This is a genomic window from Rhizobacter sp. Root1238 (assembly GCF_001425825.1).
GTDB lineage: Bacteria > Pseudomonadota > Gammaproteobacteria > Burkholderiales > Burkholderiaceae_C > Rhizobacter.
In genome coordinates this window covers 1-25,802 of the sequence record NZ_LMDM01000049.1, presented here as the reverse complement: position 1 = coordinate 25,802, position 25,802 = coordinate 1, and the positions used below count along the sequence as shown (strand labels likewise).

Genomic DNA, 25,802 nt, shown 5'->3' with positions numbered 1-25,802 from the left:
GTTGCGTGCCGCCGCGCGTAACACCATCGGTATCAGGCAGACTGCCATGCCATGCAACCCGGCCCCGACACCACCGACGACGACCAGCTGATGAGTGCCTATGCGCGCGGCGACGCGGCCGCCTTCGAAGCCCTGTACACCCGCCACCAGGCCGGGCTGTACCGCTTCGTGCGCCGGCTGCTCGGCAGCGCGCTCGCGGCGCAGGCCGACGAGGTGTTCCAGGACACCTGGCTGCGCGTGGTCCATGCCCGCGCCAGCTGGCAGCCGCAGGGCGCGAGCTTTCGCACCTGGCTGTTCACGCTGGCGCACCACCGGGTGATCGATGTGTGGCGGCGCAGCGGCCGCGAGGTGTCGATCACGACCGATGACGACGAAGCGCCGTGGGAGCCCGACGCGGCGAACGGCGTGCCGTGGCAGCAGTGGCCGGCGCCGCAGGGCGAGGACATCGCGTTCTGGCGCCGGGCCGGCGAGCGCCTGCTGGCCTGCCTGGAGGAGCTGCCGCTGCCGCAGCGCAGCGCCTTCCTGCTGCACCACGACGACGAGCTGCCGCTGGCCGAGGTGGCGCGCGCGCTGGAGGTCGGCTTCGAGACCGCGAAGACACGGCTGCGCTATGCGATGAGCAAGCTGCGCAGCTGCATGGGGGCGTACCTCGCGCCGTTGAACGGCACGGAGGCTTCGCGATGAGCGACCCGGCCGGCACCGAGCACGACATCGAACGCGACCGCCACCTGCGGCAGGCGCTGCGCCATGCGCCGGACGCCGACGCGGCGGCGCCGGCGGCGCTGCGCGACCTGATCCTGCGCGAGGCGCAGGCGAAGGCGCGCGAGGGGCGCCGGGTGGCGGCAGCGGCACCATCGTGGCCACGGCGGCTGTGGCAGTGGATCGGCAGCCCGCGCTTTGCCGGTGCGCTGGCCGGAGTCGTGGTGATCGGTTTCGCCGGCCTGCTGTGGCGCGAGCGCCCGCCGGAAGAGGCCCTGCCGCCGCGTGCCGCGGTGCAGGCGCCGGCTGCACCGGCCGCGGAGCCGGCATCCCCGGCGTCGGAGAAGAAGAAGGGCGCCGAAGCATCGATCGCGGGGGCGGCCGCGCCAGCGCCGGCGCCCGCACCCGCGCCGTCGGTGCGCACCGAGAAGCCGAAGCAGCCGCCCGCAGCGCCGCGGCAGGCGCAAGACGCCCCGCGTCGCGACACGGCCACCGACCCGCGCATCGTGGCCGAGGAATCGACGCTGCAGATGCCGCGACCGACCGCGCCGGCGCCCACGCCCACGCCCACGCCCACGCCCACGCCCACGCCCGCGCCCGCGCCCGCGCCAGTTGCAGCGCCACCGCCGCCTGCCGCCGCGGCCGGCACCTTGAGCGAACGCAGCCGCAACGAGAGCCGCGAGCGCAGCGACGGCACCGCCGATCGCCCAGCGCGCGTCGCCCCGGCCAAGGCGGCCGCACCGGCCTCGCTGGCCGTGGTCCCCGACGCGGCCGCGCCGGCCGGCCTGCAGGCCGGATTCGCCGGCGGCCCGGCCATCGCGCAGTTGCGCCAGCAGATCACCAGCGACGCGACGCACTGGTACTGGCAGCGCCCCGGCGGCCCGCAGCACCCGTTCGACAATGCCGTGAGCCAGTGGCTCGGCCGCCTGGACGCCGCATCGCGCGGGCGCTGGCAGAGCCTCGGCAACGTCCGACCGGCGCCGGGCACCGAGCTGCAGCTGTTGCGCGACGGCGAGGTCACGCAACGCCTGCAGGTCACCGACGATGCGTTGGTGTGGGAGCGGCGCGATGTCGGCGAGACATGGCGCGCGCCGCTGGATGCGGCGACGCTGGCGGCACTGCGCCAGGCGCTGGAGCAGGCGACGCCCTGACGGGGCGGCGGATCTGCCGGCATCCGCGGGTCGGCGGTGACCCGTGACCACCGCATGAAACCTCGGGCCTTTATGATGTCCGGTTTCGTGCCTGCGACCCGATGCCCGCGCCCCGACCCCCTGCCCCTGCCGTTGCGGCGGCCTCCGCCGCGACCCCACCCACTCCGGGCGCCTCGATCGAGCTGCCGCTGATCCGCGTGCGCGGCGCCCGCACGCACAACCTGAAGAACATCGACCTCGACATCCCGCGCAACAAGCTGGTGGTGATCACCGGGCTGAGCGGCTCGGGCAAGTCGAGCCTCGCGTTCGACACGCTGTATGCCGAGGGCCACCGGCGCTACGTCGAGAGCCTGAGCGCCTATGCGCGCCAGTTCCTGCAGCTGATGGACAAGCCCGACGTCGACGTGATAGAGGGGCTGAGCCCGGCGATCAGCATCGAGCAGAAGGCGACCAGCCACAACCCGCGCTCCACCGTCGGCACCGTCACCGAGATCCACGACTACCTGCGCCTGCTGTATGCGCGCGCCGGCACGCCGTTCTGTCCCGACCACCATGTTCCGCTGCAGGCGCAGAGCGTCAGCCAGATGGTCGACACCGTGCTCGCGCTGCCCGAAGAGACCAGGCTGATGGTGCTGGCGCCGGTGGTGCGCGACCGCAAGGGCGAGTTCACCGACCTGTTCGCCGAGATGCAGGCCCAGGGCTACATCCGCTTCCGCATCGACGGGCAGACGCACGAGGCCGCCGAGCTGCCGAAGCTGAAGAAGGCCGAGAAGCACGACATCGACGTCGTGATCGACCGCGTGAAGGTGCAGCCCGACGCGGCCGCCAGCGGGCTGCGCCAGCGCCTGGCCGAGAGCTTCGAGGCGGCGCTGCGCATTGCGCAGGGCCGCGCGATGGCGCTCGAGATGGACCATGGCCGCGAGCACCTGTTCTCCAGCAAGTTCGCGTGCCCGATCTGCAGCTACTCGCTGAGCGAGCTGGAGCCGCGGCTGTTCTCGTTCAACTCGCCGGTCGGCGCCTGCCCGAGCTGCGACGGACTGGGGCTGGTGACCGCGTTCGACCCGGAGCGCGTCGTCGCCTTCCCGTCGCTGAGCCTGGCCAGCGGCGCGGTGAAGGGCTGGGACCGCCGCAACGGCTACACCTTCTCGCTGCTCGAGAGCGTCGCCAAGCACTACAAGTTCGACATCGACCAGCCGTTCGAAGAGTTGCCGAAGCAGGGGCAGCAGGTGCTGCTGTACGGCTCCGGCGACGAGGACATCGCGTTCGTCTACGAGGGCGAAGGCAGCGGCAGCGCGAAGGGCAAGCCGCGCAGCGTCAAGCGCATGCACCCGTTCGAAGGGATCATCCCGACCTTCGAGCGGCGCTACAAGGAAACCGACTCGGCCGCGGTGCGCGAGGACCTGGCCCGCTACCAGGCCGCCCGCCCGTGCCCCGACTGCGAAGGCACGCGGCTGCGGCGCGAGGCGCGCAACGTGTTCCTGCAGGGTGAAGACGACCACGCGGGCAGCGACGCCGGCAACAGGAAGGGCGAGCCGATCTACCGCGTCGAGCACTTCACGCTGCGCGAGTGCCTGCACTACTTCGGCAGCCTGAAGCTGCGCGGCGCGAAGGCCGAGATCGCCGACAAGGTGGTGCGCGAGATCCGCTCGCGGCTGAAGTTCCTGAACGACGTCGGGCTGAACTACCTGAGCCTGGACCGCAGCGCCGACACGCTGTCGGGCGGCGAGGCGCAGCGCATCCGGCTGGCCAGCCAGATCGGCTCCGGGCTGACCGGCGTGATGTACGTGCTCGACGAACCGAGCATCGGTCTGCACCAGCGCGACAACGACCGCCTGATCGGAACGCTGCGCCACCTGCGCGACATCGGCAACAGCGTGCTGGTGGTGGAGCATGACGAAGACGCGATCCGCGCCGCCGACCACGTGATCGACATGGGCCCGGGCGCCGGCGTGCACGGCGGCCACGTGATCGCGCAGGGCACGCCCGACGCGGTGGCGGCCAGCGCCGAATCGCTGACCGGCCGCTACCTGTCGCGCGTGCTGCGCATCGCGGTGCCGGCAAAGCGCCACCGGCTGCAGGACCGCAAGGACGACGACGCCGGGCCGCAGTCGCTGCGCATCGTCAACGCGCGCGGCAACAACCTGAAGGGCGTGACGGTCGAGATCCCGGTCGGGCTGCTGACCTGCGTGACCGGCGTGTCCGGCTCGGGCAAGAGCACGCTGGTCAACGACACGCTGTATGCCACGGTCGCGCGCAAGCTGTACGGCAGCCATGCCGAACCCGAGGCGCACGACAGCATCGAGGGCCTGGACGTCTTCGACAAGGTCATCAATGTCGACCAGAGCCCGATCGGCCGCACGCCGCGCAGCAACCCGGCCACCTACACCGGGCTGTTCACGCCGATCCGCGAGCTGTTCGCCGAAATGAACACCGCGAAGGAGCGCGGCTACGGCGCCGGCCGCTTCAGCTTCAACGTGGCCGGCGGCCGCTGCGAGGCCTGCCAGGGCGACGGCGTGCTGAAGGTCGAGATGCACTTCCTGCCCGACGTCTACGTGCCCTGCGACGTGTGCCACGGCAAGCGCTACAACCGCGAGACGCTGGAGGTGCTCTACAAGGGCCGCAACATCACCGAGGTGCTGGAGATGACGGTGGAGGACGCGCATGCGTACTTCAACGCCGTGCCCAACATCGCGCGCAAGCTGCAGACGCTGCTCGACGTCGGCCTCGGCTACGTGCGGCTCGGCCAGAGCGCGACCACGCTGTCGGGCGGCGAGGCGCAGCGGGTCAAGCTGGCGCTGGAGCTGTCCAAGCGCGACACCGGCCGCACGCTGTACATCCTCGACGAGCCGACCACCGGGCTGCATTTCGCCGACATCGACCTGCTGCTGCGGGTGCTGCACCAGCTGCGCGACGCCGGCAACACCATCGTCGTGATCGAGCACAACCTGGACGTCATCAAGACCGCCGACTGGCTGGTCGACATGGGTCCCGAGGGCGGCGCCGGCGGCGGCATGGTGGTGGCGAGCGGCACGCCGGAAGACATAGCAGCAAACCCGGCAAGCTTCACCGGGCAGTACCTGAAGCCCCTGCTGGCCGAGTGACGGGAACACCCGCACGACCGGTGTCACCGGACGTGGCTAGACTGCAGCCCTTCGAGAGGAGCCTGCCGTGAGCCTGACTGTTGATTACTACCTGTCCCCGCACTCGCCCTACACCTACCTCGGCCACCAGCGCTTCTGCGAGATCGCGGCGGCCGCCGGTGCCAAGGTCAACGTGCTGCCGGTCGACCTGGGCGGCAAGGTGTTTCCGGTGTCGGGCGGCCTGCCGCTGTCGAAGCGCGCGCCGCAACGCCAGGCCTACCGCCTGGTCGAGCTGAAGCGCTTCAGCGCGTGGCTGAACCAGCCGATCAACCTGCAGCCGAAGTACTTCCCGGTCAACAGCGATGACGCCTCGCAGCTGATCATCGCGGTCGACATGAAGGACGGCACCGATGCGGCGCTGCGCATCACGACGGCGGTGCTGCGGGCGGTGTGGGTCGAAGAACGCAACATCGCCGACCTGGCGGTGCTGCAGGCGATCGTGGCCGAGCAGGGCCTGCCGGCGCAGCGCATGGACGACGCGCACTCGCAGGCGGTGCACGAGCGCTATGAACAGGATTCGGAAGAAGCGATCGCGGCCGGCGTGTTCGGCGCGCCGAGCTACGTGATCGACGGCGAGATCTTCTGGGGGCAGGACCGGCTCGATTTCGTGCAGCGGCGCCTGCAGCAGGGCTGAGCACCCGCCGAGCGGGAGCGGGCCGAGCGCCGGGCCGCTCCCAAGCCGGCCCGCGGTCCCCGCGGGGGACCGCCCGGCGTACCCGCCGGGCGAGGGGTCGTCATCTACCCATTGCGAACGGCGGAGCCTTCTGCGTCCGACGCATCGGTGACCCAGTTGCCCTGGATCAACTCCTCGACGTTCGGCTGCAGCAGCAGCGCGATCAACGCGACCAGGAGACCGACCGCCGTGACGACGGTGATGGTTGCAGCGATGAAGAAGCTCATGGTGGTCTCCGGTCGGCACGCCGCCGGCCTCGCGGCCGGCGTGCGCACCCGTCATCACATGTTGTACTTGGCCTTCGCGCTGTTCACGCAAGCCGTCTTCGCATCGCCGGCCAGCGCGTCGCACTTCTCGGCTTCAGCCTTGTAGGCCGCCGTCTTCTTGTCGTCGGTGGCTTCGGCATTCGCCTTCTTGGTGTCGCGCTCGGCCTTCGCATCGGCCTTGGCCTTGGTCTCGACGGCCTTGGCTTCCTTCACGCAGACGTCCTTGTCGTTGCCGGCCTTGTCGTCGCAGCGTTCCTTCGCGACCTTGTAGTCGGCCTCGGCGATGTCTTCCTTCGCCTTGTAGGTCGCCTTCGCGGTGCCCTTGTAGTCGGCTTCGGCCATCGCCTCGGTCTTCACGCGGGCAGCCTTCGCTTCGGCGACGCAGATGTCCTTGGCATTGCCCGACAAGGATTCGCACTGCTTGTGCGATGCCTCATACGTCGATTTGGCCGAGGCCTTGGCCTGGTCGTAGGCGGTCTTGTCGGCGGCGAAGGCGCTGGTGCTGAACATCAGCGCGGCGACGGCGGCGGTGATGCACGAGAGCGATTGTTGCTTGGTCATGTTGATATCTCCTCGATGGGAATGGCCTGAGAGCCGGTGCGGCAAGCTTAGGCAGGGCGTGTGCCGCGGTCTGCCGGACAAACCAATTTGCGGGTGTGGGAGTTGCCCTACAGCCTTGCGTGACAAGCTGCCGACGATGCCGGCGCGCGGGTTCACGCCGCTTGAGTGGCGCGCGACGCTGCTCGACAATGTCCGCCATGCACCCCCCACCGCCCGACCTGGAGCGCGCGCGCCTGCTCGATTTCGCGCGTGCCTCGGGCGATTGGATGTGGGAGACCGATGCGCAGTTGCGCTACACCTGGGTCTCGGGCGCGTTCGAGGCCATCACCGGGCTGCCGCCGCAGTCGATCATCGGCCAGCAGATCGCCGATTCGCCGCTGCTCGACGAGCTCGCCCACCCGCTGCCCGGCGGTCGCGGCTTCCACCAGCTGCTGCACGAGCACCGGCCGATCACGCGCGTGCTGACCGACAAGCACACCGGCCGCGGCGTGCTGCAGATCTCGCGCAGCGCGGTGCCGGTGTTCGATGCGCAGGGGCAGTTCACCGGCTACCGCGGCACCGCGCGCGACGTGTCGATGCACATCGCCGCCGAGCGCCACGCGCATGCGCAGGCCGAGCTGCTGCGCAAGCTGTCGTCGCAGGTGCCGGGCGTGATCTTCCAGTTCCAGCTGCACCCCGACGGCACGGTCAGCTACCCGTATGCGAGCGACGCCTCGCGCGAGCTGTTCGGCGTGGAGCCGCCGCGCGACGGCAACGGCGGCGACCCGACCGTGCCGTTCCGGCTGCTTCACCCCGACGACCAGCGCGGCTACGCCGACAGCATCGAGGCCTCGGCACGTGCGCTGTCGCCGTGGCAGCGCAGCTACCGCATCGTGCGCGACGACGGCAGCGTGCGCTGGATGGAAACGCGTGCGATGCCCGAACGGCTGGCCGACGGCTCGACGCTGTGGCACGGCTTCACCGCCGACACCACCGCGCAGAAGCAGGCCGAGATCGCGCTGCGCGGCAGCGAGGAGCGCTGGAGCATGGCCGCCGAGGCGGCGGGCATCGGCGTCGCGCAGTATTCGCTCGCGACCGGCGAGGTCAGCTTCGACCGGCGCGCCTGCACGAACCACGACCAGCCGTGGCCGCTCGCGCACCACACGCTCGCCGATTTCATCGCGGCGGTGCATCCCGACGACCGCGCCGCCACCGAGGCCGCGATGCAGCGCGCACTGGCCACCGACGGCCGCCTGGAGACCCGCTACCGCTTGCTGCGCTCCGACGGCGTGCCGGCGATGCTCGAACTCTTCGCGCGTTGCACGCACGACGCCGCCGGCCGTGTCGACGGCCTGGTCGGCACCTGCCGCGACATCACGCAGCAGGCGGCGCTGGAGCAACTGCGCCGCGACAAGCAGGCGGCCGAGCAGGCGAACCGCGCGAAGAGCGAGTTCCTGTCGCGCGTCAGCCATGAGCTGCGCACGCCGCTGAACGGCATCCTCGGCTTCGCACAGCTGATGTCGCTCGACCGGCTGCACCCGCTCGCGCCCGACCAGCGCCGCCGCATCGACAGCGTGATGCACGCCGGCCGCCACCTGCTGGAACTGATCAACGACGTGCTGAACCTGGCGCGCATCGAGCAGGAGGATTTCTCGCTGAAGCCGGCGCCGGTCGACCTCGCCGCCGCGGCCGGCAGCTGCCTCGCGATGATCCAGCCGCTGGCCGACAACGCCGGCATCCGGCTGCTCGCGCCGCACTGTCCGGGCGGCTGCTGGGCGACCGCCGATGCGCGCGCGGTCGAGCAGGTGCTGTTGAACCTGCTGTCGAACGCGATCAAGTACAACCGCCCCGGCGGCACCGTCGAGCTCGCGCTGCAGCACCAGGGCGAACGCGTCGCGGTGGCGGTGCGCGACGAGGGCGAGGGGCTCTCGACCGCGCAGCAACTGCAGCTGTTCCAGCCGTTCAACCGGCTCGGCGCCGAGCAGCGCCGCATCGAAGGCAGCGGGCTCGGGCTCGTGATCGCACGCACGCTGGCGGCCGCGATGCAGGGCGAGCTGCAGTTGCGCAGCACGCCGGGCGAGGGTTCGACCTTCACGCTGCTGCTGCCGGCCGGCCGTGCCGTGCCGGGGCCCGGTGCCGCCGCGCCGTCGGCCGCGCCCGCAACGGCACCCGCCGCGGCGCAGAAGCACGTGCTGTACATCGAGGACGAGCCGCTGAACGTGATGCTGATGCAGGAGGTCTTCAAAGGCCGCCCGCAGTGGCGGCTGAGCGTCGCCAACGACGGCGCCGCCGGCCTCAGGGCCGCGTGCGAGCAGGCCCCGGACCTGCTGCTGATCGACATGAACCTGCCGGACACCAGCGGCATCGCGCTGATCCGCCAGCTGCGCACCGATGCGCGCACCGCCGGCCTGCGCTGCATCGCGCTGTCGGCCGACGCGATGCAGCCGCAGATCGACGCCGCGCTCGCGGCCGGTTTCGACGACTACTGGACCAAGCCGATCAATGTCGCGCGCGTGCTGGATGCCGTCGCCAAGGCGATGGTGGGCCCGCCCCCGTAGGTGACGCGCCACCATGAAAAAAGCCGCCTCGTGGGAGGCGGCTTTTTGAGGTGAACGGAACCTGATTACTTCAGGTGGCCGTTGATCAGCTTGGTCATCTCGAACATCGAGACCTGGGCCTTCTTGAAGATTTCCTTCAGCTTGGCGTCGGCGTTGATCATCGTGCGCTTGGCCTTGTCCTGCAGGTCGTTCTTCTTGATGTACTCCCACACCTTCTTGGTCACTTCCGTGCGCGGCAGCGGGTTGGCGCCGATCACGGCAGCCAGCGTCGGGCTCGGGGTCATGGCCTTCATGAAGGCAGCGTTCGGGGTGCGCTTCTTGGCCGGAGCGGCCTTCTTCGCAGCGGCCTTCTTGGCCGGCGCTGCCTTCTTGGCGGGAGCGGCCTTCTTGGCCGGGGCGGCCTTCTTGGCCGCTACTTTCTTCGCGGGTGCAGCCTTCTTGGCCGGTGCCGCTTTCTTTGCAGGAGCCGCTTTCCGAGCGGGCGGTTTCGCAGTTGCCATGTTGAATTTCTCCATCAATAACGTTGTTGATGTGCCCGGGTTGGGTGAGAGCCGCATGAGCTCTCGGTTCTCCAGGTCCACGTGCGGAGCGAATACTACTGCGAGAGTGCTGCATTGAGAAGCAGTTTTCATAGGTAAAACACGCATTCATGCGCCTTCGCGCGATGTTTTGTCGCCTGTGAGCCTCACCTGCGTGCTCTCGAGGTGCTCGACACGTGCCGTCGAGGGGCATTCGCGCTGCGCGTCGAACGCTCGCAGAATGCGTCTCGACGGCCTCGCATGGTGCGTCGCCGTTCTCTGTCGAAGGAGACGAACGATGGGCAAGAAGATCCTGATGCTGGTCGGCGACTACGCCGAGGACTACGAGACCATGGTGCCGTTCCAGGCGCTGCAGATGGTCGGCCACACGGTGCATGCAGCCTGTCCGGACAAGCAGGCCGGCGATTTCGTGATGACCGCGGTGCACGATTTCGAGGGCCAGCAGACCTACTCCGAGAAGCCCGGCCACCGCTTCACGCTGAACGCGAGCTTCGCGTCGGTGAAGGGCGAGGACTACGACGCGCTGCTGATTCCCGGCGGGCGGGCGCCCGAGTACCTGCGCATGAACAAGTCCGTGATCGCGCTGGTGCAGCACTTCTCGCGCGCCGACAAGCCGATCGCCGCGGTGTGCCACGGTGCGCAGTTGCTCGCGGCGGCCGGCGTGATCCGCGGCAAGCGGGTGTCGGCCTACCCGGCCTGCGCGGCCGAGGTGGAGCTGGCCGGCGCGAGCTATGCGGCGATCGAGGTCGACCAGGCGGTGACCGACGGCAAGCTCGTCACCGCCCCGGCCTGGCCGGCGCATGCGGCCTGGCTGTCGCAGTTCCTCACCGTGCTGGGCACCCGGATCCAGCTTTGACGCAGGCTCAGTACACGTCGCGCCGGTAGCGGCCGGCGTCTGCCAATGCGGCCAGCTGCGCCGCGCCGAGCACCTGCGTGAGCGCGTCGTCGACGCCGGCGGCCATGCCCGCCAGGCTGCCGCACACATAGATTGCGGCGCCGCCGGCCACCCATTCGCGCAGCCGCGCGGCTTCTTCGAGCACGCGGTGCTGCACGTAGTGCCGCTCGGGCTGGTCGCGCGAGAACACCCGGTCGACCTGCGCGAGCACGCCGGCCGCCTGCCAGCGATCGGTGTCGTCGGCGTAATGCGCGTCATGCGCGGCCTGGCGCTCGCCGAACAGCAGCCAGCAGGCCTCGGGTGCCCGAGCTTCCGCGCGCGCCATCAGGTGGCTTCTGAGGCCCGCCAGGCCGGTGCCGTTGCCGATCAGCACCAGCGGGCGCGCCGCGTTGTCGCCGATCCGGAAACTGCCGTGCGCGCGCAGCCGCAGCGGCACCCGATCGCCCGGCTGCAGCTGCGCGGTCAGCCAGCCCGACGCGACGCCGAGACCGCCATCCGCATGCCGCTCCTGCCGCACCATCAGGTGCAGCCGGCCCGCCGCGGGCACCGACGCGATCGTGTACTCCCGCGGTCGTTGCGGGTCGGCCGGTGCTTGCACCTGCACCAGGTCGCCCGCCTGCCACGCGGGCAGCGGCGCGCCGTCGGCCGGCTCCAGTTCCAGGTGGCACACCGGCGCGGCGCTGCTGCCGTCGTTCAGCACGCGCCGCGCGACCAGCCGCCAGTCGTCGAAACTCGGCGCCTGCCAATCGGGCAGGTCGACCGTGCCGGCGAGGTGGGCGACCTGCTGCTGCCACTGCTTCAGTGCCGCCGCGTCGTCGTTGTCGAGCTCGATGCGCTCGAACAGCGGCGTCGCGCCCTGCACCTGCAGCCAGCCGTCGAGCCGGCGGCCGAAGCCGCAGAACTGCGCGTAGCTGCGGTCGCCGAGCGCCAGCACCGCGTGGTGCAGCTGCGGCAGCGGCTGGCCGCCGTCGACCATGTGGCGTGCGAAGGCCGAGGCCGCATCGGGCGCGTCGCCCTCGCCATAGGTGCTGACGATGAACAGCGCCCGCTCGGTGCGCGCGAGTTCGTCGGGCCGCAATTCGCCGAGCGGCAGCAGCCGCACCGGCACGCCGGCGGTGTGCAGCAGCCGCGCGGTCTGCCACGCGAGCTGTTCGGCGAAGCCGGTCTGGCTCGCGAACGCGACCAGCACCGGTGCGGCGCTCGCGTCGGCATGGTCGAGCGCGGCGGCATCGCGCGACGCCGCGCCGCGCCGGCGCCGTTCGCGCCACGCGATGAAGGCGCAGAACGCGAGGTAGGCGAGCGCGACGGCGCACGCCCACAACGTGCGTGACGCGGGGCTCATGGCGTGATCCAGCGGACGCCGCGGAACCGGCTTTGCCGGGCCGCTGGCGGCGCCCCCTGGGGGGAGGCGCCGAAGGCGCTTCGGGGGGGATGTTTCACTGTTCGAGCGCCGCGAACGCCGGCGTGACGTGCTCGTCGAGCCCGCCGTCGGCGCGCCGCGTGACGAACAAGGCCGCGATGCCGCGCTGCGCGGCCCACGGCAGGCCGGCCTGCGGCCCCATCACCGTCAGCGCCGTCGACAGCGCATCCGCGCGCATGCACGACGCGTCGAGCACCGTCACGACCGCCACGCCGTGGTCGATCGGCCGGCCGGTCCGCGGGTCGATCGTGTGCGGGTAGCGGCGGTCATCGTGCATGAAGAAGCGCCGGTGGTCGCCCGAGGTCGCGACGGCGAGGCCGTGCAGCGCGACACGCGTCGGCGTCAATCCGGAATCGGCATCGACCTGCCAGCCGCCGTCATGCCAGCGCGGTACCGGTTCCAGCGCAACCCACCACGGTTGCCCGTCGGGTTTGACGCCCTCGCCGCGCAGCTCGCCGCCGACCTCGACCAGCACGTCGTCGAGCCCGAATGCACGTGCGAGCCGCTGCACGACGCGGTCGACCGCATGGCCTTTCGCAATCGCCGACAGGTCCAGCCGCAGGCCGCCGGGTTGCCGCACGCCACGCAGGCCGGTCTGCAGCCGCTGCCAACCGCTGACGGCCCGCGCCGCCTGCACCGCCACCTCGCCGGGCGGCATGAAGCCGGGCTCGTCGTGGCGCTGCCGCGGCCCGAAGCCCCAGGCGTCGACCAGCGCGCCGGCGGTCGGGTCGTAGGCGCCGTCGCTGTCGCGCGCGACCTGCAGCGCGCCATCCAGCACCTCGGCAAAGGCCTCGGGCAACGCGTGCCAGCTGCCGGCCGGCGCCCGGTTGAAGCGGCTGATGTCCGAGCCCGCTTCCCATGGGCTCATCTGCGCGACGACGAGGTCCAGCTCCTGCTGGATCGCCTGCGCCACCGGCGCGAGGTCGAGCGCGCGCGGGCCGACGACGCGCACCGACCAGCTCGTGCCCATCGTGACGCCCTGCAGCGCATGCACCTGCGCGCCGAGCGCCGGCGCGCGGGTCGCGATGCGCTGCGGGACCAGCACCCGCGCCGTCTGCATCGTCGTCTTTACTGCGGCAGCACTTCGACCGTCGCGCTGGCGTTCACGCGACGCGTCGGCAGCGTACCTTCGGCCGCGCGCACGCTGTGGCTGACGCCGATCCAGTAGCGCCCGGCCTCCGGCCACTTGACGCTGAACTGGCCTTGCGCATCGGTCTTCAGCGCGATCTCGCCGAGCTTGTAGCGGTAGCGGTTGCCGCCGCGCAGGATCGTCACGTCGAGGTTGGCGGCGGGCTTGCCGTCGAGCAGCACGCGGAAGCTGGAGCTGTCGCCGGCGCTCAGGTCGGTCGGCGCGGTCAGCGGGATGAACTCCAGCCCGCTGCCTTGCGGCGCGAAAGCCTTGTCGGTGGCCGGCTTGTCGGCCTTCTCGCCCTTCGCCTCATTGCTGACCCAGGTCTCGACGCGGCTCTGCATGCGCGTGACCTGCAGCTCCTTCGCATCGGCCGGGATCTCCTTGGCCATCGCCTCGGCGGTGCCGCGCCAGCGCTTCGGCTCGCCGTTCAGCTTGTAGTTCGCAAACACGCTCTCGCTGCTGTTGACGATGCGGTAGGTGCCCGGCTGCGCGAGCTTCACGTCGAAGCTGCTGCGGCGGCGCGCGGTGCTGAGGTTCTCGGGCGCAACGAGGCTGCCGTCGGGCGCGACGACGCTGAGCTTGTCCAGCGCCAGCGCGTTGGTGTCGTACTCGAACAGGTCTTCGGAGACCGCGGCGTCGACCGTGACGGCGGCGTCGCGGCCGCTGACGACGGTGGCCGACGGCACCAGCCAGGTGCGGTGCGCCTGCGCGGCGCCGGGCAACAGCGTGGCCGACGCGACCGCGGCAAGCAGCGCGAGGTTCATTCGGTGAAGTGTCTTCATGCGCGGCTCCTCAGGGCTTCAGTTCGAGCGCAACGGCGCCGAGCTCATGCTCGCCCTGCGCCTTCGCGGTCTGCGGCGCCTTCACCGGCCAGTCGAACGGCAGGCGCACCACCTCGCGGCCGCCGTTCTCGCGCGCCGCCTCGACCACCAGCTGGTAGCTGCCCGGCGGCAGCGCGGCCAGCCCCTTCGCGCTCGACAGGCCGATCACGTGCTCGCCCGGCGCGCGGGTCGCCGCGGTGACGCCGTCGATCGGCGTCTGCAGCTCGCGCCCGCTCTTGCGCCACCAGCTGCGCATGTCCTTCAGCCACTTCGCGCCGCCGTTGTCGCGCTTCTTCAGGTCGTACCAGAGCGCGACGTTGGACGCGAAGCCCTGGTCCGACGCCTTCTCGACCCACACCGCCACATAGGGCTTGTGGTACTCGGCCACGCTCAGTTGCGGCAGCTCCAGCTTCAGGCTCGCATCGGCCGCGAAAGCCGGCGCGGCCAGCGCGGCGGCCGCGCCCATCGCCATCGAATAGCTCAGTTTCATGGGGGTCCTTCTGCAGAGATTCAGGAATGCGGGATCAATGGATGAACAGGATCGCCAGCAGCAGCGGCAGCACCAGGCCGCCGGCCACCACCGGCCAGGTGCTCGGGCGCTTGGCGGCGTGCATCTTCAGGATGAACAGCCCGGTCACCGAGAACACCAGGCACGACGCGGCGAACAGGTCGATGAACCAGCTCCAGGCCGCGCCGGTGTGGCGGCCCTTGTGCAGGTCGTTCAGGTACGAGATCCAGCCGCGGTCGGTGCGTTCGTATTCGAGAGCGCCCTCGGCGCGATCGATGCGCAGCCAGGCGTCGCCACCGGGCCGCGGCAACGGCAGGTAAATCTCTTCGGGCGACCATTCGGCCGCGCGGCCGGAAACCTCGATCGCGAGCGATTGCTCGACCCAGGCGGCCAGCGCCGGCGGCAGCGGCTGCTTGTCGTCTGCCGGCGTCGCGGTGACCAGCGGCAGCAGCGCGGGCGGCACCTGCGCCGCGCGCTTCGCGACCTGCGGCTTCGCTTCGATCTGCGACGCGTGGTTCAGCGTGAAACCGGTGACGGTGAACAGCAGCAGGCCGACCAGGCTCAGCGCCGAGCTGATCCAGTGCCACTGGTGCAGCGTCTTCAGCCAGTAGGCGCGCTGCGGCGCGGAGGCCGTCGCATGCTTCGCGGGTGCTGCGGAGTCCATCAGACCTCGGACCACATCCGCAGCAGGTTGTGATAGTGGCCGGTCAGCGCGAGCAGCTCGGTGGTGTCGCCATGGCGCTCGCGCAGGTGCTGGATGGCCTGGTCGAGCTCGAACAGCATGCCGCGTTGCGCATCGTCGCGCACCAGGCTCTGCAGCCAGAAGAACGAGCAGACGCGCGCGCCGCGCGTGACCGGCAGCACCCGGTGCAGGCTGCTCGACGGGTAGAGGATCAGGTCGCCGGCCGGCAGCTTGACCTCGTGTGCGCCGTAGGTGTCCATCACCTCCAGTTCGCCGCCGTCGTAGTCGCCGGGGTCGGCCAGGAACAGCGTGCACGACAGGTCGGTGCGCAGCCGCAGGCTCGTGCCGGGCACTGCGCGCACCGCGCCGTCGACGTGCAGGCCGTACTGCTCGCCGCCTTCATAGCGGTTGAACAGCGGCGGCACGTAGCGCAGCGGCAGCGCGGCCGAGACGAACAGTGGATTCGCTTCCAGCGCCTTCAGGATGACCGCGCCGAAGCGCTGCGTCAGCGGCCCGGCCTCGGGCAGCTGGCGGTTGCGCTTGACCTGCGCACCCTGCGCGCCGACCGTCTCGCGGCCGTCGTTCCAGTCGGCCGCATCGATGGCCTCGCGGATCTCGGCGACCTGGGACGGCGTCAGCACGCCGGGCACGTGGAGCATCATCGTCCAGCCTCCGCCGGGCCGCCCCAAGGAGGCTGAGCGCCCCCTCGGGGGGCAGGAGCGAAGCGACGTGGGGGCCTCATTTTCAGTACTTGAAGTTGGCGCTCAGCAGTGCGCTGCGCGGTTCGCCCGGCTTGTAGCGCGAGCCGCCATTGTTGACCGACGCGACGTACTCCTTGTCGAACAGGTTGTTGACGTTCAGCTGCAACGAGACGTTCTTGCTGAGGTCGTACGCCACCATCGCATCGGCCACCGTGTACGACTCGGTGTTGATCAGGTTGGGCGTGGTGCCCGGGGTGAGGTTGCTGCTGCGCGCGACGGTGTCGACATAGCGCACGCCGCCGCCGACGGTCAGCTTGTCGAGCGCCTTGTACGAGGCCCACGAGCTGAAGGTCACCTTCGGCGAGTAGACGATCAGGCCGCCGTTGGTCGCACTGGCACCGGCCGGCACGCCGCGGATGATCTTCGGGTCCATGTAGGCCACGCCCGCACTCAGGTTCAGCGCCGGCGTCACCTGGCCGACCAGGCCGAGCTCGACACCGTCGACGCGGCGCTTGCCCACCTGCGTGAAGGTCGGAGACGTGGCACCGTCGGAAACCAGCTCGTTCTTGTTCTCGCTGCGGTAGATCGCCGCGGTGGCCGCCAGCTTGCCGCCGAACAGGTCCCACTTGGTGCCGAGCTCGATGTTGCTGCCTTCCTGCGGATCGGTGTTCGGACTCGCCTGGTTGGTGCTCGCGGCGTTCAGCGAGAAGTTCGCGCCGCCCGGCGGCTGGTAGGAGTTCGACACCGTCAGGTAGACGCTGCCGTCCTGCGTCGGCTTGAACAGCGCGCCGACCTTCCAGCTCAGCAGGTTGTCGGTCAGCCCGAGGCCCGGGTTCTGGACCAGGTTGGGCGTCGCCGTCGCGCTGTAGGTGGCGCTGTTGGTCTCGGTGTGGAATTTCTCCCAGCGCAGCCCGCCGTTCAGCAGCCACTGCTCCGAGAACTTCAGCGTGTCGAAGGCGTAGGCCGCCGCGCTCAGCGTGCTGCCCTTGGTGTAAGCCCCGGTGTCGCTGAGCGGGCGGAACACGTCGCCGGTGCTGGGGTGGTACAGGTTGGCCGCGCCTTGCGCCGCGCCGAGTACCGACTTGTTGACCTGGTTCTGGCGCTCGTAGATGAACTCGAAGCCGGTCGACAGCGAGTGCCCGATGCCGCCGGTCTTGAACTCGGTGCTCAGGTTGGTCTGGTTGGTCAGGATCTCGTTCGTCTGGTGGCGGCCCTGGCGGGTGCGCGCGACGGTCCAGGTGGCGGGGTCGGTGCCGGTGGGCGAGGTCACGGCGTTGACGCCGGTCAGCACGAAGTCCTGCTCGGTGTGGCCCAGGCGCGTCGTGTTGCGCAGCGTGGTGCCGGCCGACAGGTCGTGCTCGACGCGCGCGGTGAACATGTGCAGCGTGATGTCGTCGAAATCGTCGGTCGAACCGTAGAAGTTCTTCGAATCGACCGGTGCGCCGGACACCATGCCCGTGGCGGGACGCCAGTCGGACACGCCGAAGGTCGACACGCCGCCGTCCGGCACGTTCTTCTGGTCGACGTACAGGTAGTTGAAGGTGGTGCGCGTCGGCGTGCCGAGGCCGAGCACCAGCGACGGCGCGAAGCCGAAGCGCTTGCTCTTGACCTCGTCGCGGCCGGGCGTGCCGTAGTCCTGCGCGAGCACGTTCAGGCGCAGCGCCGAGCCCGGGATGCCGAGGTCCAGCGGACGGTTCAGGTCGGCCGTGGCGCGCACGCGGCTGGCGGTGCCGACCGTCAGCGTGCCGTTGTCGAAGGCCTCGCGGCCGGCGGTCTTCGACACCAGGTTGACATAGCCCGACGACGCGCCGCGGCCGTTGTCGGAGCCCGACGGGCCCTTGATCACCTCGACCTGCTCGACGTTGAACACGTCGCGCGAGATGTTGCCCAGGTCGCGGATGCCGTCGACGAAGATGCTGTTCGTCGTGTCGAAGCCGCGCATGAAGATCGAGTCGCCGGTCGTCGTGTTGCCGTTCTCGCCGAGCTGCATCGTGATGCCCGGGGTGTTGCGCAATGCCTCGGCGAGCGTGGTCGCGACCTGCTGCTGCAGCACTTCCTTCTTGATCACCGTGATGGTCTGCGGCGTGTCCAGCAGCGGCTGCGTGAACTTCGGGCTCGACGCGTTGTCGGCCTTGAACTCGCTGCCGGACTGGCCGGTGACGCGCAGCGCGGGCAGCGTGGTTTCGGGGGCATCCGGCTTCTTCGGGGCGTCGGCGACCGGTGCGGTCTGCGCTGCCACCGGCAACGCGACGGCCATCAGGCCGATCTGGGCCAACGCGGATGTCTTGCTTGCCGCGTGCTTGCGGCTCTTGATGTAGGCCAAGGGGTGCTCCTGGTGGGGTTTGTTGTTGTCGTGGCTCGCGCGGTGGCTGGCGGGACCGTGTGGAATCGTAAAAACAGCCGGCCCGAGACCGGCGCCGGCTGGATGGAGAAACTCGTGTCAGCGGCGCAGTGCGTACCAGCCCGCGATGCCGGTGGGCAGGCCGAGCGCGGCCCATGACAGCGCATCCCAGGCGCCGTCGCCGAGCAGCGCCGACAGCAGGCCGACGGCGCTCAGCACCGCCAGGCCGACCGGCCAGCCCCACAGGCGCAGCGTCGCGTTCATGGCTGCGCCGCTTCCGGCTCGCTGACGAAGCCGACCTTGGTCAGGCCGGCCTTCGACGCATCGGCCAGCGTCTGCGCGACGTAGCGGTAGGCCACCGCCTGGTCGGCGCGCAGGTGGATCTCGGGTTGCGGCTGCTTGCCGCTTTCGGCGGCGAAGCGCTTCTGCGCCTCGGGCCGGGTGACGACCTCGCCGTTCCAGTACAGCAGGCCGCCGGCGTCGATCGCGAACTCGACCTTGTCGGCCGGCGACTGGTTGACCTGCGAACTCGCCTTCGGCAGCTCCAGCTTGACGGCATTGGTCAGCAGCGGCGCGGTGATGATGAAGATCACCAGCAGCACCAGCATCACGTCGATCAGCGGGACCATGTTGATCTCCGCCATCGGGGCACTGGCGTTCTTCGAATCGAAACTGGCGAAGGCCATGATGGCGACCTCGCGTCAGGCGGCGGCCGGCCGCGTGGCCAGTGCGCGCACGTTGGCCGGTTGGGCGGCTTCATTGCCCAGCGGCTGGCCCATCGACACGAAGGTGTGCAGCTCGTACGCGAAGGCATCGAGCTTGGACGACATCACGCGGTTGGCGCGCGTCAGCCAGTTGTAGCCCATCACCGCGGGGATCGCGACCGCGAGGCCCAGGCCGGTCATGATCAACGCCTCGCCGACCGGGCCGGCGACCTTGTCCAGCGTGCCGGCGCCGCTCATGCCGATCGCGACCAGCGCGTGGTAGACGCCCCACACCGTGCCGAACAGCCCGACGAAGGGCGCGGTGGCGCCGACGGTGGCCAGCATCGCGAGGCCGTTCTCGAGCCGCGTGGTTTCCTCGTCGAGCACCTTCTTGATGGTGCGCGTGACGAATTCGCCCGAGGTGCCGGCCTCTTCGAGCTTGGCGGCGCCGTACTTCGCGTGGTGGGCCTGCGCATGCATCGCGTGGCTGGTCAGGTGCGAGAACGGGTCGTGCACGCCGTGCGTGGTGATCTCGTTGGCGACGGCCTCGAGCGAGGTCGCATTCCAGAAGAAGTTCAGGAAGCTCTGGCTGTGGCGGCGGCGCGAGATCAGCGACAGGCCCTTGATCGCGATGATCACCCACGACGCGATCGACATCAGCACCAGGATGCCGAGCAGCGTCTTGCCCACCACGTCGCTCTGGGCGATGAAGTGGCCGAATCCCAAGCCAGCGTCTGCGTTCACGGTCATTTCTCCAGATCAAAATTCAACGGGATCAGGGCCCAGCCCGCGGTCGGGCGGCCGTTCTCGGTGTAGGGCTCGAAGCGGAACTTGCGCACCGCGTCGACGGCGGCTTCGTCGAGCCGCGGATAGCCGGACGACTTGCCGACCTGCACCGATTGCGGCAGGCCGCCTTCATCGATCCAGACGCGCACGACGACGCTGCCGGTTTCCTTCAGGCGCTTCGAGGCGCGCGGGTACTCCGGCGGCTCGGCCTTCAGGTAGCGCACCGCGGACGCCGGGATCTGCTTCGGCGGTGCCGGGGGCGCGGGCGGGGCGGGTGGCGCTTCGACCGCGACCGGCGCGGGCGGGGGGGGCAGCTCGACCGGCGGCGGCGGCGCGACGAACGCGGCCGGTGCGGGCGACGGCGCGGCGGTGACCAGCGGGGTCGGTGGCGGCGGCGTGCGGGTGACCGGTTTCACCGGCGGAGGCGGCGGGGCGGGCGGCGTGGGCGGGGCCGGCGGCGCGATCAGGTTGACGAAGATCGGCGCGGCCTGCACGACGGCCTCGCGCACCGCGGGCACCTGCAGGATCGCCCAGCCGGCGCCGACGTGGATCGCCGCAATCGCCGCGACCACGCCACGCAACTGAGCCCGCGACAGCCCGTCGGTCCGCACCGGCCGACGGCTGAGCGGCGGCAACGGCGGATGCGTCGCGGAGACGGGAACGGCGGCCATGGCAGAGGTTGGAGGTGCGGGTACTGCGGGGAGAACTTCAAACTACTTCAAAAACTTTAACACAAACGAGAACGATTCTCATTGGATGGCGTTGACCGAGTTCGACCGAGGCGATGCAGTTCAATGCGTGAGGGTTTTCGAGTGAGACATCCGGCCGGGTTGAGCGGCCGAACCCGGCTTCCTAGACTGCGCCGCTCACATCCACTCGAAGATCGGGGCATCTCATGAAACACGCACGCGGCTGTCTGGTGATTGCCCTCAGTGGGGCGCTCACGCAGCCCTCCCTGGCTGGCTATGTCCAGTCCGATCCCTTCGGACTCGCTGCGGGCACCAGCACATATACGTACGCCAACGGCGACCCGCTGCGCTACGTCGATCCGGACGGGCTGTGCCCCTGCGGCGAGTCGCTCGATGTTCTCCAGCTGGCACGCTCGGACCGACGAGACTGGAGCAGGGCCGCCGATCGATCAGACGTCAACAGGGCATTCGGGCCGGGAACTTACAAGTGCAATCTGTTTGCCGACGAGCAATTCGAGACAGCCGGATACCACCTTCCGAACATCGGTGGCAGCGTCCTCGCACGCGCATTGGAGATGTACCCACCCGGAGCACAAAGCCTGTCGACGTCGGGCTACACCGTTCCCGGATGGCCGGTCGTCACGGGGCCGGCACAACCCGGTGACCTGCTGGCCTGGCAGGGGCACGTTGGCATCGCATCGACCAGTGGCCGGTCCATTTCCGCTGCGCCCCACGGGGTGATTGAGAATGACTGGGGATTCCGCTCGGGACAAACCCCCGTCATTCGTCGCTGCACATGCCCAAGATGAACGGCCCTCGGCCCTGGCCTCGTGGGGCCATCGTGACACTCGTGCTGATCTGCACCGCGCTGATCTGCGTCTCGGCATGGGTTCACGTGCGCACACGCGATGCCTATCGCGCGGTCGGCTTCAACGACGGCCGCATCCATGAACGCGAGCTGATGCTCGACAAGATCCGACGCAGCACCCGGCTGGAAGCGTGCAATGCGCATTCCGCCGCGTCAGCCGTCGAGTTCCTGTCGGTCAAGGCCGATTCGGTCTACCTGCAGGCGACCGACGGCGAGCATCTCCGCTTCTGCCGATGAACTCGCCGCGCCAATGAAAACGGGCCGCGCGAACGCGGCCCGTCGGTTCAAGCCGTCACGTCACTTCGCGACGATCACCTGGGCTTCCGTGCCCGCCTCGCGGCGCAGCATCACCAGGAAGCCGGTCTGCGACGGCGACGCCGTCGCGCCGCCCACCGGCGTCAGCGTGTCCACGCGCTGGATGCGCAGGCTGCGCACGATGCCGCTGCTGTCGCCGTTGACCGCGTAGCGCGGCTTGGCCGGCGTGAAGGTCATCTTGTCGAACGCATCGGTCACGTTGCCGGTGTAGTAGTTGTCGGCCGCGCTCGCGGTGAAGTCGAACTGCTGGTCCGGCGTCAGGCCCAGTGCCGCGAGCGGCACCGTCATGATCATGTTGGCCGAGTTGAAGTCCGCATCCGCGTAGTAATAGGCGCCTCCCACGCCGGTCGCGAGGTTCACCACGTTGATCAGGTTGATGCCGGTGACACCGAACCCGCCCTGCTCCGCGTTGTAGACCGCGAAGTCCGGCACGCCGTCGCGGTCGACGTCGATGTCGACCTCGAAGCCGGCCGGGTAGTTCGCCGTCGCGCGCCGCCCGAAGGTGCTCAGCGCGAACTGCAGCGCCCCCGCATCGGCCACGTAGCGCACGCCGATCGCGCGCATGTCGATGAACGCGAAGTTGTCGCCCGGCTTCGGCAGCTCGGACGGATCGGCCTTCTTGCTGGTGCCGGTGAGCGCGAAGATGTCGAACTCGGTGTCGGCCGCGCCGACGTTGCCCATCAGGATGATGCCGCCCGGCCAGTTCGGGCGCACCGCCGCCACCGCGAGCGTCTGCGCCGCCTTGCGCGGCAGGATGTGCCACGGCACGCTCAGCAGTTCGGTGCCGGCGGTCAGCGTCAGGTAGCCGTCGTATTCCGGTGCATCGAGCAGGTCGCCGCTGCCGCCCAGTGCGCCGCTGTCGAGCGTCCACTCGGGCAGCTTCGCCGGGTTCACGCGCAGCTTCACGGTGATCGTCTGGCGGCCGCCCGCCGCCACCTTCACCGAGCTCGGCGCCGAGACCGTCACCGCGCCGCTGGCCTGGTCGTCAGCGAAGCGGAAGGCGCTCTTGATCGCGAAGGTCTTGGCAGTGCTGCCGAAGTTCTCGACCACCAGCTTCTTCTCGTACTCGGCCGGGGCCGACACCTCCTGCGCGCCGAACGACAGCGCCGCCGACAGCGAGGTCGGTTCGTAGGCGATGGCGTTCAGCGCCAGCGCCTTGTTGACCCGCACCTCGCCCGCGCCGATGCGCGTGATCGGCGCCAGCACGCCCGGCAGCAGCGCCGGGTTGGTGTAGACCGCCGTGTTGGCGCTGTTCATCAGCATCGACTTGATCTGCAGCGGCGTGCGGTTCGGGTACTTGCCGATCAGGATGGCCGCCGAGCCGGCGATCATCGGTGTCGCCCCCGAGGTGCCGCCGAAGGCCTCTTCGCCGGTCGCACTGCCGGCCACCGCCGACACCGACGCGCCGGGCGCGCCGATCTCGGGCTTGATGGTCTGGTAGCTGATGCTCGGGCCGCGCGCCGAGGTGCTGGCCATGCTGCCGACCAGGGCGACCTTGGTGCCGTCGCTGACCGTCACGTTGACCGGTGCCGCGATGTTGGCCTTGATCTTGTTCGAGGTCGACTGCGTGATCACCAGCGTCGGCACGAAGTGGGTGCCGCCGCCATTGCTGAACGACACCGCGTCGCCAGGGGCGACCAGGCCGAGCAGCACGCCGGTGGCACCGGCCGCGCCGGCCGCATCCACCTTCAGGCTGACCGAGCAGGTGCCGCGATCGATCAGCGCGACCTTGCCGGCCGGATCGGCCTTCAGCGCCTCGCCCGGGCAGGCGGTGCCGACGAAGACCACGTCGCCGCTGAAGCCGCCGGCGATCGGCGCCCAGTCGACCGTCGCGGTGTTGCCGTAGGTGCCGGCGATCGAGGCCGGCGAATTGATCTTCAGGCCGAAGGCCACCGCGCTCGGCACCTGCGTCTGCGCGACGCTGATGGCCCCGGGGGCGATCGACGGCGAGCTGACGATGTACGGCTTGTTCGCCGCATTCCCTGCGGCCACCACCGCGACGACGCCGGCATCCACCAGCGTCGAGATGGCTTCGGTCGAGTCGTCGATCACCTGGCCGTAGTCGGAGCCGAGCGACAGGTTGACGACGTCGACGGCGTCGGAGGTGTCGCCGTCGCCGTTCGGGTCGAGCGCCCAGTCGAGGCCCTTCAGGATGGCCACGCCGTTGCAACTGGTCGCCACCGCGCTGCACACCCGCACCGCGAGCAGCTTCGCGCCGGGCGCGACGCCCTTGTGGGTGCCGTCCAGGCTCTTGCCGCCGATGATGTCGGCGACGTGCGTGCCGTGGCCCTGGAAGTCGATCGGGTTCGGGTCTTCGGTGCGCGGGCCGTTCGGCCACACGTCACCGACGAAGTCGAAGCCGCCGACGACCTTCGCGGTCGGGTAGACGCTCGGGTCGATGGTGGTGTTGCGCGCATCGCTCGGGTCGGTGCCGTAGGCCTTCAGGTAGGCCTCCGGCGTGCCGGCGCCGCCGAGGTTCCGGTGGGTGTAGTCGATGCCCGAATCGAGCACCGCCACACGCACGCCGGTGCCGTCGGCCCCCGCCTGCTGCGCGGCGGCCGCGCCGATGTACGGCACCGTCTCGCTCAGGCTCATCTCGTAGTGGTTGACGCGGCGCACCTTGGCGACGCCCGGCAGCGCGGCGATGGCCTTCAGCTGCGAGGCGTCGACGCGCACCGCGATGGCGTTGTGCGCCATGTGGACGCGGCCGAGTTCCCGGGCGCCGAGCGTGCTCAGGCGCGACTGCAGCGCGTCCTGGTGCGACAGCACCGACTTGCGGTGCGCGGCCAGCGCTTCGCGCGTGGCCTGCGGCGCTTCGCGCAGCGTCTTCACGCTCAGCGTGCGTTCGGTGGTCGACGCGGCGATCGCGAGCTGCGCGGCGGCAGCGGCCACCGGCGCGTCGTCGAGCGTCACCCACACGTCGACCGCACCGGCCGCCTTCGACAGGCGCGCATCGAGCACGTCGGCACGGCCGCCGGGCAGAGCGATCTGCTGCACGGTGCGCACCGGGGCATCGGCGAGCGGCGCATCCGCGGCGGACGCGGTATCGGGCGCGCCGTCGCTGCCGCTGCTGCCTCCGCCGCCGCAGGCGGACAGGACGAGCGCGGCAACGACCGCCAGCCCGGCTTTCCAGGAAATTCGGATAGACACGAGACACTCCTTGTGGGGCACGTCCACCCGATCCGTCCGACTGCATGAAAGCGGGACCGGGACAGCGCTGTGCACGGGTGCGTGCGACGGCGCTGTGCGTGGGGTTGATGGGAAGCTGGATGCTCGGCGGCCCGGCTTCGGTGTGTCAAGGCGTGACAATGCATGCCCCCTATCCCTAGGGGGAGCGGAAAACCCTGGGTCGTCGGACCACGGCCCGGGCCGGCGCTGCGACGGGCGCCCTCCCGATTGCGGCCGCGCGAGGGCCGCGGGTATGCTCACGCGGATGAAGACCCTCGTCCGCTGGCTCCTGCTGGCCGCCGCGTTGCTGCTGGTGGCCCACCTCTACCCTGGCGTCACGGTGACCAGCTTCGGCTCGGCGATGCTGGCCGCGCTGGTGCTGGGCCTGTTGAACGCGCTGCTGCGGCCGGTCCTGGTGCTGCTGACGCTGCCGGTCACGGTGCTGACGCTCGGGCTGTTCCTGTTCGTGATCAACGCGCTGATGTTCTATTTCGCGGCGCAGCTGCTCAGCGGGCTGGCGGTCGCCGGGTTCTTCGCGGCGCTGATCGGGTCGTTGATCTACAGCTTGTGCGGGGTGGTGATCGATACCGCTCTGGAGGCGGTGTTTTCGTCGAAGGCCGGTTGAAGACTCGGCGTTATCAGCCGCGAGCTTCCTGGCACTGTGGATCAGGCAGACGCAGAGCCTGCGTGCGCATGTTGAAAATCAACGTCCTGAAGGCGGCATTCTGGCCGTTGACGGAGTGCGAACACAGTTGAGGCAGGCTGCTTTGCACGAAATTCGCGATCCACAGCAGTTCTGCGTAGTTGATCAGGTGGACCTGCTGAGGCTGCGTCTGTTCGGCAACGCTGGTCGCGTAGCCATAGAAGACGTTGTAAGCCTTCTCTGTGTCATCGGCTTGGCAATGGTCCTCGACGACATCCAGAGTCTCGATGCAATGTGACCGGAAGCCGCCCTTTCCATTGTCGGCACGAGCGGGCTCGGCGTACTGGTAGTTTGCGGGCTCGTACTCGCGACTCTCGATCTGCCTGGTCAACTCGGTCAAGGAATTGAAGCCTGCTGAACTCGGCTCGTGGGCGACTCCGCTGACCGTGGTCGTGTCATTTTGCTGAGCCTGTCAGTAATTTTGTGTGCGAGGCATAGCATGACGACCAGGAGCATGTATGCCAAGCAAGACGAAGACGAAGAACGAGGCGATCGCTGCGAGG

Annotated in this window: 25 protein-coding genes; 9 read left to right on the top strand and 16 right to left on the bottom strand. The window is 69.8% G+C overall.

What is annotated here, in order from left to right; all coding sequences use genetic code 11:
* The first annotated feature begins 51 nt into the window (after window positions 1-51).
* From ASC98_RS27225 to ASC98_RS27210, 4 genes are all read left to right on the top strand, one after another.
* A complete protein-coding gene (locus ASC98_RS27225) occupies window positions 52-684 on the top strand; it encodes a sigma-70 family RNA polymerase sigma factor (RefSeq protein ID WP_056813217.1) in 633 nt (210 codons plus the stop codon).
* A complete protein-coding gene (locus ASC98_RS32205) occupies window positions 681-1,850 on the top strand; it encodes a hypothetical protein (RefSeq protein WP_056820592.1) in 1,170 nt (389 codons plus the stop codon). The genes ASC98_RS27225 and ASC98_RS32205 overlap by 4 nt, the downstream gene beginning before the upstream one ends.
* Window positions 1,851-1,951: 101 nt before the next feature.
* Complete coding sequence (gene uvrA, locus ASC98_RS27215; protein ID WP_082541886.1) at window positions 1,952-4,951, top strand: excinuclease ABC subunit UvrA; 3,000 nt, start codon at window positions 1,952-1,954, stop codon at window positions 4,949-4,951.
* 67 nt (window positions 4,952-5,018) lie between these two features.
* Entirely contained in the window at window positions 5,019-5,624 is a 606-nt protein-coding gene (locus ASC98_RS27210) for a 2-hydroxychromene-2-carboxylate isomerase (RefSeq protein WP_056813210.1), read from the top strand.
* A 104-nt stretch (window positions 5,625-5,728) separates the two neighbouring features.
* Here the strand turns inward: ASC98_RS27210 and ASC98_RS27205 are convergent, their stop codons facing one another.
* Together ASC98_RS27205 and ASC98_RS27200 are read right to left on the bottom strand one after the other, a co-directional pair.
* Window positions 5,729-5,890: a hypothetical protein gene (locus tag ASC98_RS27205; RefSeq protein WP_156154667.1), complete on the bottom strand. Its 162-nt coding sequence runs from the start codon at window positions 5,888-5,890 to the stop codon at window positions 5,729-5,731.
* A gap of 54 nt (window positions 5,891-5,944) precedes the next feature.
* Entirely contained in the window at window positions 5,945-6,490 is a 546-nt protein-coding gene (locus tag ASC98_RS27200) for a hypothetical protein (protein WP_056813207.1), read from the bottom strand.
* A 197-nt stretch (window positions 6,491-6,687) separates the two neighbouring features.
* Between ASC98_RS27200 and ASC98_RS27195 the strand changes: the two genes are divergently transcribed.
* A complete protein-coding gene (locus ASC98_RS27195; protein ID WP_162249266.1) occupies window positions 6,688-9,027 on the top strand; it encodes an ATP-binding protein in 2,340 nt (779 codons plus the stop codon).
* A 65-nt stretch (window positions 9,028-9,092) separates the two neighbouring features.
* On the opposite strand, the gene ASC98_RS29890 is transcribed toward ASC98_RS27195, so the two are convergent.
* Window positions 9,093-9,527 (bottom strand): SWIB/MDM2 domain-containing protein, encoded by a 435-nt coding sequence (locus tag ASC98_RS29890; RefSeq protein ID WP_073465225.1) that lies wholly within the window; start codon window positions 9,525-9,527, stop codon window positions 9,093-9,095.
* 316 nt (window positions 9,528-9,843) lie between these two features.
* Between ASC98_RS29890 and ASC98_RS27180 the strand changes: the two genes are divergently transcribed.
* Window positions 9,844-10,422, top strand: coding sequence for a DJ-1/PfpI family protein (locus tag ASC98_RS27180; protein WP_056813196.1), 579 nt, complete (start codon window positions 9,844-9,846; stop codon window positions 10,420-10,422).
* A 7-nt stretch (window positions 10,423-10,429) separates the two neighbouring features.
* Here the strand turns inward: ASC98_RS27180 and ASC98_RS27175 are convergent, their stop codons facing one another.
* The 11 genes from ASC98_RS27175 to ASC98_RS27130 form a co-directional block, all read right to left on the bottom strand.
* Window positions 10,430-11,803 (bottom strand): sulfite reductase subunit alpha, encoded by a 1,374-nt coding sequence (locus ASC98_RS27175; RefSeq protein WP_056813193.1) that lies wholly within the window; start codon window positions 11,801-11,803, stop codon window positions 10,430-10,432.
* A 94-nt stretch (window positions 11,804-11,897) separates the two neighbouring features.
* Window positions 11,898-12,941 (bottom strand): FAD:protein FMN transferase, encoded by a 1,044-nt coding sequence (locus ASC98_RS27170; protein WP_056813192.1) that lies wholly within the window; start codon window positions 12,939-12,941, stop codon window positions 11,898-11,900.
* 8 nt (window positions 12,942-12,949) lie between these two features.
* Entirely contained in the window at window positions 12,950-13,795 is an 846-nt protein-coding gene (locus tag ASC98_RS27165) for a DUF4198 domain-containing protein (protein WP_056813191.1), read from the bottom strand.
* Between the two features lie 10 nt (window positions 13,796-13,805).
* Complete coding sequence (locus ASC98_RS27160; protein ID WP_056813188.1) at window positions 13,806-14,324, bottom strand: DUF2271 domain-containing protein; 519 nt, start codon at window positions 14,322-14,324, stop codon at window positions 13,806-13,808.
* A gap of 34 nt (window positions 14,325-14,358) precedes the next feature.
* On the bottom strand, window positions 14,359-15,006 hold the full coding sequence (locus ASC98_RS27155) for a PepSY-associated TM helix domain-containing protein (RefSeq protein ID WP_056813185.1): 648 nt from the start codon (window positions 15,004-15,006) through the stop codon (window positions 14,359-14,361).
* Window positions 15,006-15,686, bottom strand: coding sequence for a Fe2+-dependent dioxygenase (locus tag ASC98_RS27150; protein WP_056813182.1), 681 nt, complete (start codon window positions 15,684-15,686; stop codon window positions 15,006-15,008). Before ASC98_RS27150 ends, ASC98_RS27155 begins: the two co-directional genes overlap by 1 nt.
* Window positions 15,687-15,768: 82 nt before the next feature.
* Window positions 15,769-18,048: a catecholate siderophore receptor Fiu gene (locus ASC98_RS27145; protein ID WP_056813179.1), complete on the bottom strand. Its 2,280-nt coding sequence runs from the start codon at window positions 18,046-18,048 to the stop codon at window positions 15,769-15,771.
* 117 nt (window positions 18,049-18,165) lie between these two features.
* A complete protein-coding gene (locus ASC98_RS31405; RefSeq protein WP_200953014.1) occupies window positions 18,166-18,330 on the bottom strand; it encodes a hypothetical protein in 165 nt (54 codons plus the stop codon).
* Complete coding sequence (locus ASC98_RS27140) at window positions 18,327-18,752, bottom strand: biopolymer transporter ExbD (RefSeq protein WP_056813176.1); 426 nt, start codon at window positions 18,750-18,752, stop codon at window positions 18,327-18,329. Before ASC98_RS27140 ends, ASC98_RS31405 begins: the two co-directional genes overlap by 4 nt.
* Window positions 18,753-18,767: 15 nt before the next feature.
* Window positions 18,768-19,520, bottom strand: a complete 753-nt coding sequence (locus ASC98_RS27135; RefSeq protein WP_056813173.1) for a MotA/TolQ/ExbB proton channel family protein — start codon at window positions 19,518-19,520, stop codon at window positions 18,768-18,770.
* A complete protein-coding gene (locus tag ASC98_RS27130) occupies window positions 19,517-20,227 on the bottom strand; it encodes an energy transducer TonB (protein WP_056813169.1) in 711 nt (236 codons plus the stop codon). Before ASC98_RS27130 ends, ASC98_RS27135 begins: the two co-directional genes overlap by 4 nt.
* Window positions 20,228-20,451: 224 nt before the next feature.
* Here ASC98_RS27130 and ASC98_RS30895 point away from each other — a divergent pair, with 224 nt between their 5' ends.
* Both ASC98_RS30895 and ASC98_RS27125 read left to right on the top strand, forming a co-directional pair.
* Window positions 20,452-21,054, top strand: a complete 603-nt coding sequence (locus ASC98_RS30895; RefSeq protein WP_157597919.1) for an RHS repeat-associated core domain-containing protein — start codon at window positions 20,452-20,454, stop codon at window positions 21,052-21,054.
* On the top strand, window positions 21,042-21,350 hold the full coding sequence (locus tag ASC98_RS27125) for a hypothetical protein (protein ID WP_157597918.1): 309 nt from the start codon (window positions 21,042-21,044) through the stop codon (window positions 21,348-21,350). The genes ASC98_RS30895 and ASC98_RS27125 overlap by 13 nt, the downstream gene beginning before the upstream one ends.
* A 60-nt stretch (window positions 21,351-21,410) precedes the next feature.
* Here ASC98_RS27125 and ASC98_RS27120 read toward each other — a convergent pair whose 3' ends face one another.
* Window positions 21,411-24,578 (bottom strand): S8 family serine peptidase, encoded by a 3,168-nt coding sequence (locus ASC98_RS27120; protein WP_056813164.1) that lies wholly within the window; start codon window positions 24,576-24,578, stop codon window positions 21,411-21,413.
* 283 nt (window positions 24,579-24,861) lie between these two features.
* Here ASC98_RS27120 and ASC98_RS27115 point away from each other — a divergent pair, with 283 nt between their 5' ends.
* Window positions 24,862-25,221, top strand: coding sequence for a phage holin family protein (locus ASC98_RS27115; RefSeq protein ID WP_056813778.1), 360 nt, complete (start codon window positions 24,862-24,864; stop codon window positions 25,219-25,221).
* Between the two features lie 13 nt (window positions 25,222-25,234).
* On the opposite strand, the gene ASC98_RS27110 is transcribed toward ASC98_RS27115, so the two are convergent.
* Window positions 25,235-25,639 carry a hypothetical protein gene (locus ASC98_RS27110; protein ID WP_056813161.1) on the bottom strand — a complete coding sequence of 135 codons (405 nt, stop codon included), beginning with the start codon at window positions 25,637-25,639 and terminating at the stop codon, window positions 25,235-25,237.
* Window positions 25,640-25,802: the final 163 nt, after the last annotated feature.

What these genes read in the sequence shown, in the direction of transcription:
- ASC98_RS27225 (WP_056813217.1), top strand. Translation starts at nt 52, where the DNA reads ATGCAACCCGGCCCCGACACCACCGACGACGACCAGCTGATGAGTGCC.
- ASC98_RS32205 (WP_056820592.1), top strand. Translation starts at nt 681, where the DNA reads ATGAGCGACCCGGCCGGCACCGAGCACGACATCGAACGCGACCGCCAC.
- uvrA (WP_082541886.1), top strand. Translation starts at nt 1,952, where the DNA reads ATGCCCGCGCCCCGACCCCCTGCCCCTGCCGTTGCGGCGGCCTCCGCC.
- ASC98_RS27205 (WP_156154667.1), bottom strand. Translation starts at nt 5,890, where the DNA reads ATGAGCTTCTTCATCGCTGCAACCATCACCGTCGTCACGGCGGTCGGT.
- ASC98_RS27200 (WP_056813207.1), bottom strand. Translation starts at nt 6,490, where the DNA reads ATGACCAAGCAACAATCGCTCTCGTGCATCACCGCCGCCGTCGCCGCG.
- ASC98_RS27195 (WP_162249266.1), top strand. Translation starts at nt 6,688, where the DNA reads ATGCACCCCCCACCGCCCGACCTGGAGCGCGCGCGCCTGCTCGATTTC.
- ASC98_RS29890 (WP_073465225.1), bottom strand. Translation starts at nt 9,527, where the DNA reads ATGGCAACTGCGAAACCGCCCGCTCGGAAAGCGGCTCCTGCAAAGAAA.
- ASC98_RS27180 (WP_056813196.1), top strand. Translation starts at nt 9,844, where the DNA reads ATGGGCAAGAAGATCCTGATGCTGGTCGGCGACTACGCCGAGGACTAC.
- ASC98_RS27175 (WP_056813193.1), bottom strand. Translation starts at nt 11,803, where the DNA reads ATGAGCCCCGCGTCACGCACGTTGTGGGCGTGCGCCGTCGCGCTCGCC.
- ASC98_RS27170 (WP_056813192.1), bottom strand. Translation starts at nt 12,941, where the DNA reads ATGCAGACGGCGCGGGTGCTGGTCCCGCAGCGCATCGCGACCCGCGCG.
- ASC98_RS27165 (WP_056813191.1), bottom strand. Translation starts at nt 13,795, where the DNA reads ATGAAGACACTTCACCGAATGAACCTCGCGCTGCTTGCCGCGGTCGCG.
- ASC98_RS27160 (WP_056813188.1), bottom strand. Translation starts at nt 14,324, where the DNA reads ATGAAACTGAGCTATTCGATGGCGATGGGCGCGGCCGCCGCGCTGGCC.
- ASC98_RS27155 (WP_056813185.1), bottom strand. Translation starts at nt 15,006, where the DNA reads ATGGACTCCGCAGCACCCGCGAAGCATGCGACGGCCTCCGCGCCGCAG.
- ASC98_RS27150 (WP_056813182.1), bottom strand. Translation starts at nt 15,686, where the DNA reads ATGATGCTCCACGTGCCCGGCGTGCTGACGCCGTCCCAGGTCGCCGAG.
- ASC98_RS31405 (WP_200953014.1), bottom strand. Translation starts at nt 18,330, where the DNA reads ATGAACGCGACGCTGCGCCTGTGGGGCTGGCCGGTCGGCCTGGCGGTG.
- ASC98_RS27140 (WP_056813176.1), bottom strand. Translation starts at nt 18,752, where the DNA reads ATGGCCTTCGCCAGTTTCGATTCGAAGAACGCCAGTGCCCCGATGGCG.
- ASC98_RS27135 (WP_056813173.1), bottom strand. Translation starts at nt 19,520, where the DNA reads ATGACCGTGAACGCAGACGCTGGCTTGGGATTCGGCCACTTCATCGCC.
- ASC98_RS27130 (WP_056813169.1), bottom strand. Translation starts at nt 20,227, where the DNA reads ATGGCCGCCGTTCCCGTCTCCGCGACGCATCCGCCGTTGCCGCCGCTC.
- ASC98_RS30895 (WP_157597919.1), top strand. Translation starts at nt 20,452, where the DNA reads ATGAAACACGCACGCGGCTGTCTGGTGATTGCCCTCAGTGGGGCGCTC.
- ASC98_RS27125 (WP_157597918.1), top strand. Translation starts at nt 21,042, where the DNA reads ATGCCCAAGATGAACGGCCCTCGGCCCTGGCCTCGTGGGGCCATCGTG.
- ASC98_RS27115 (WP_056813778.1), top strand. Translation starts at nt 24,862, where the DNA reads ATGAAGACCCTCGTCCGCTGGCTCCTGCTGGCCGCCGCGTTGCTGCTG.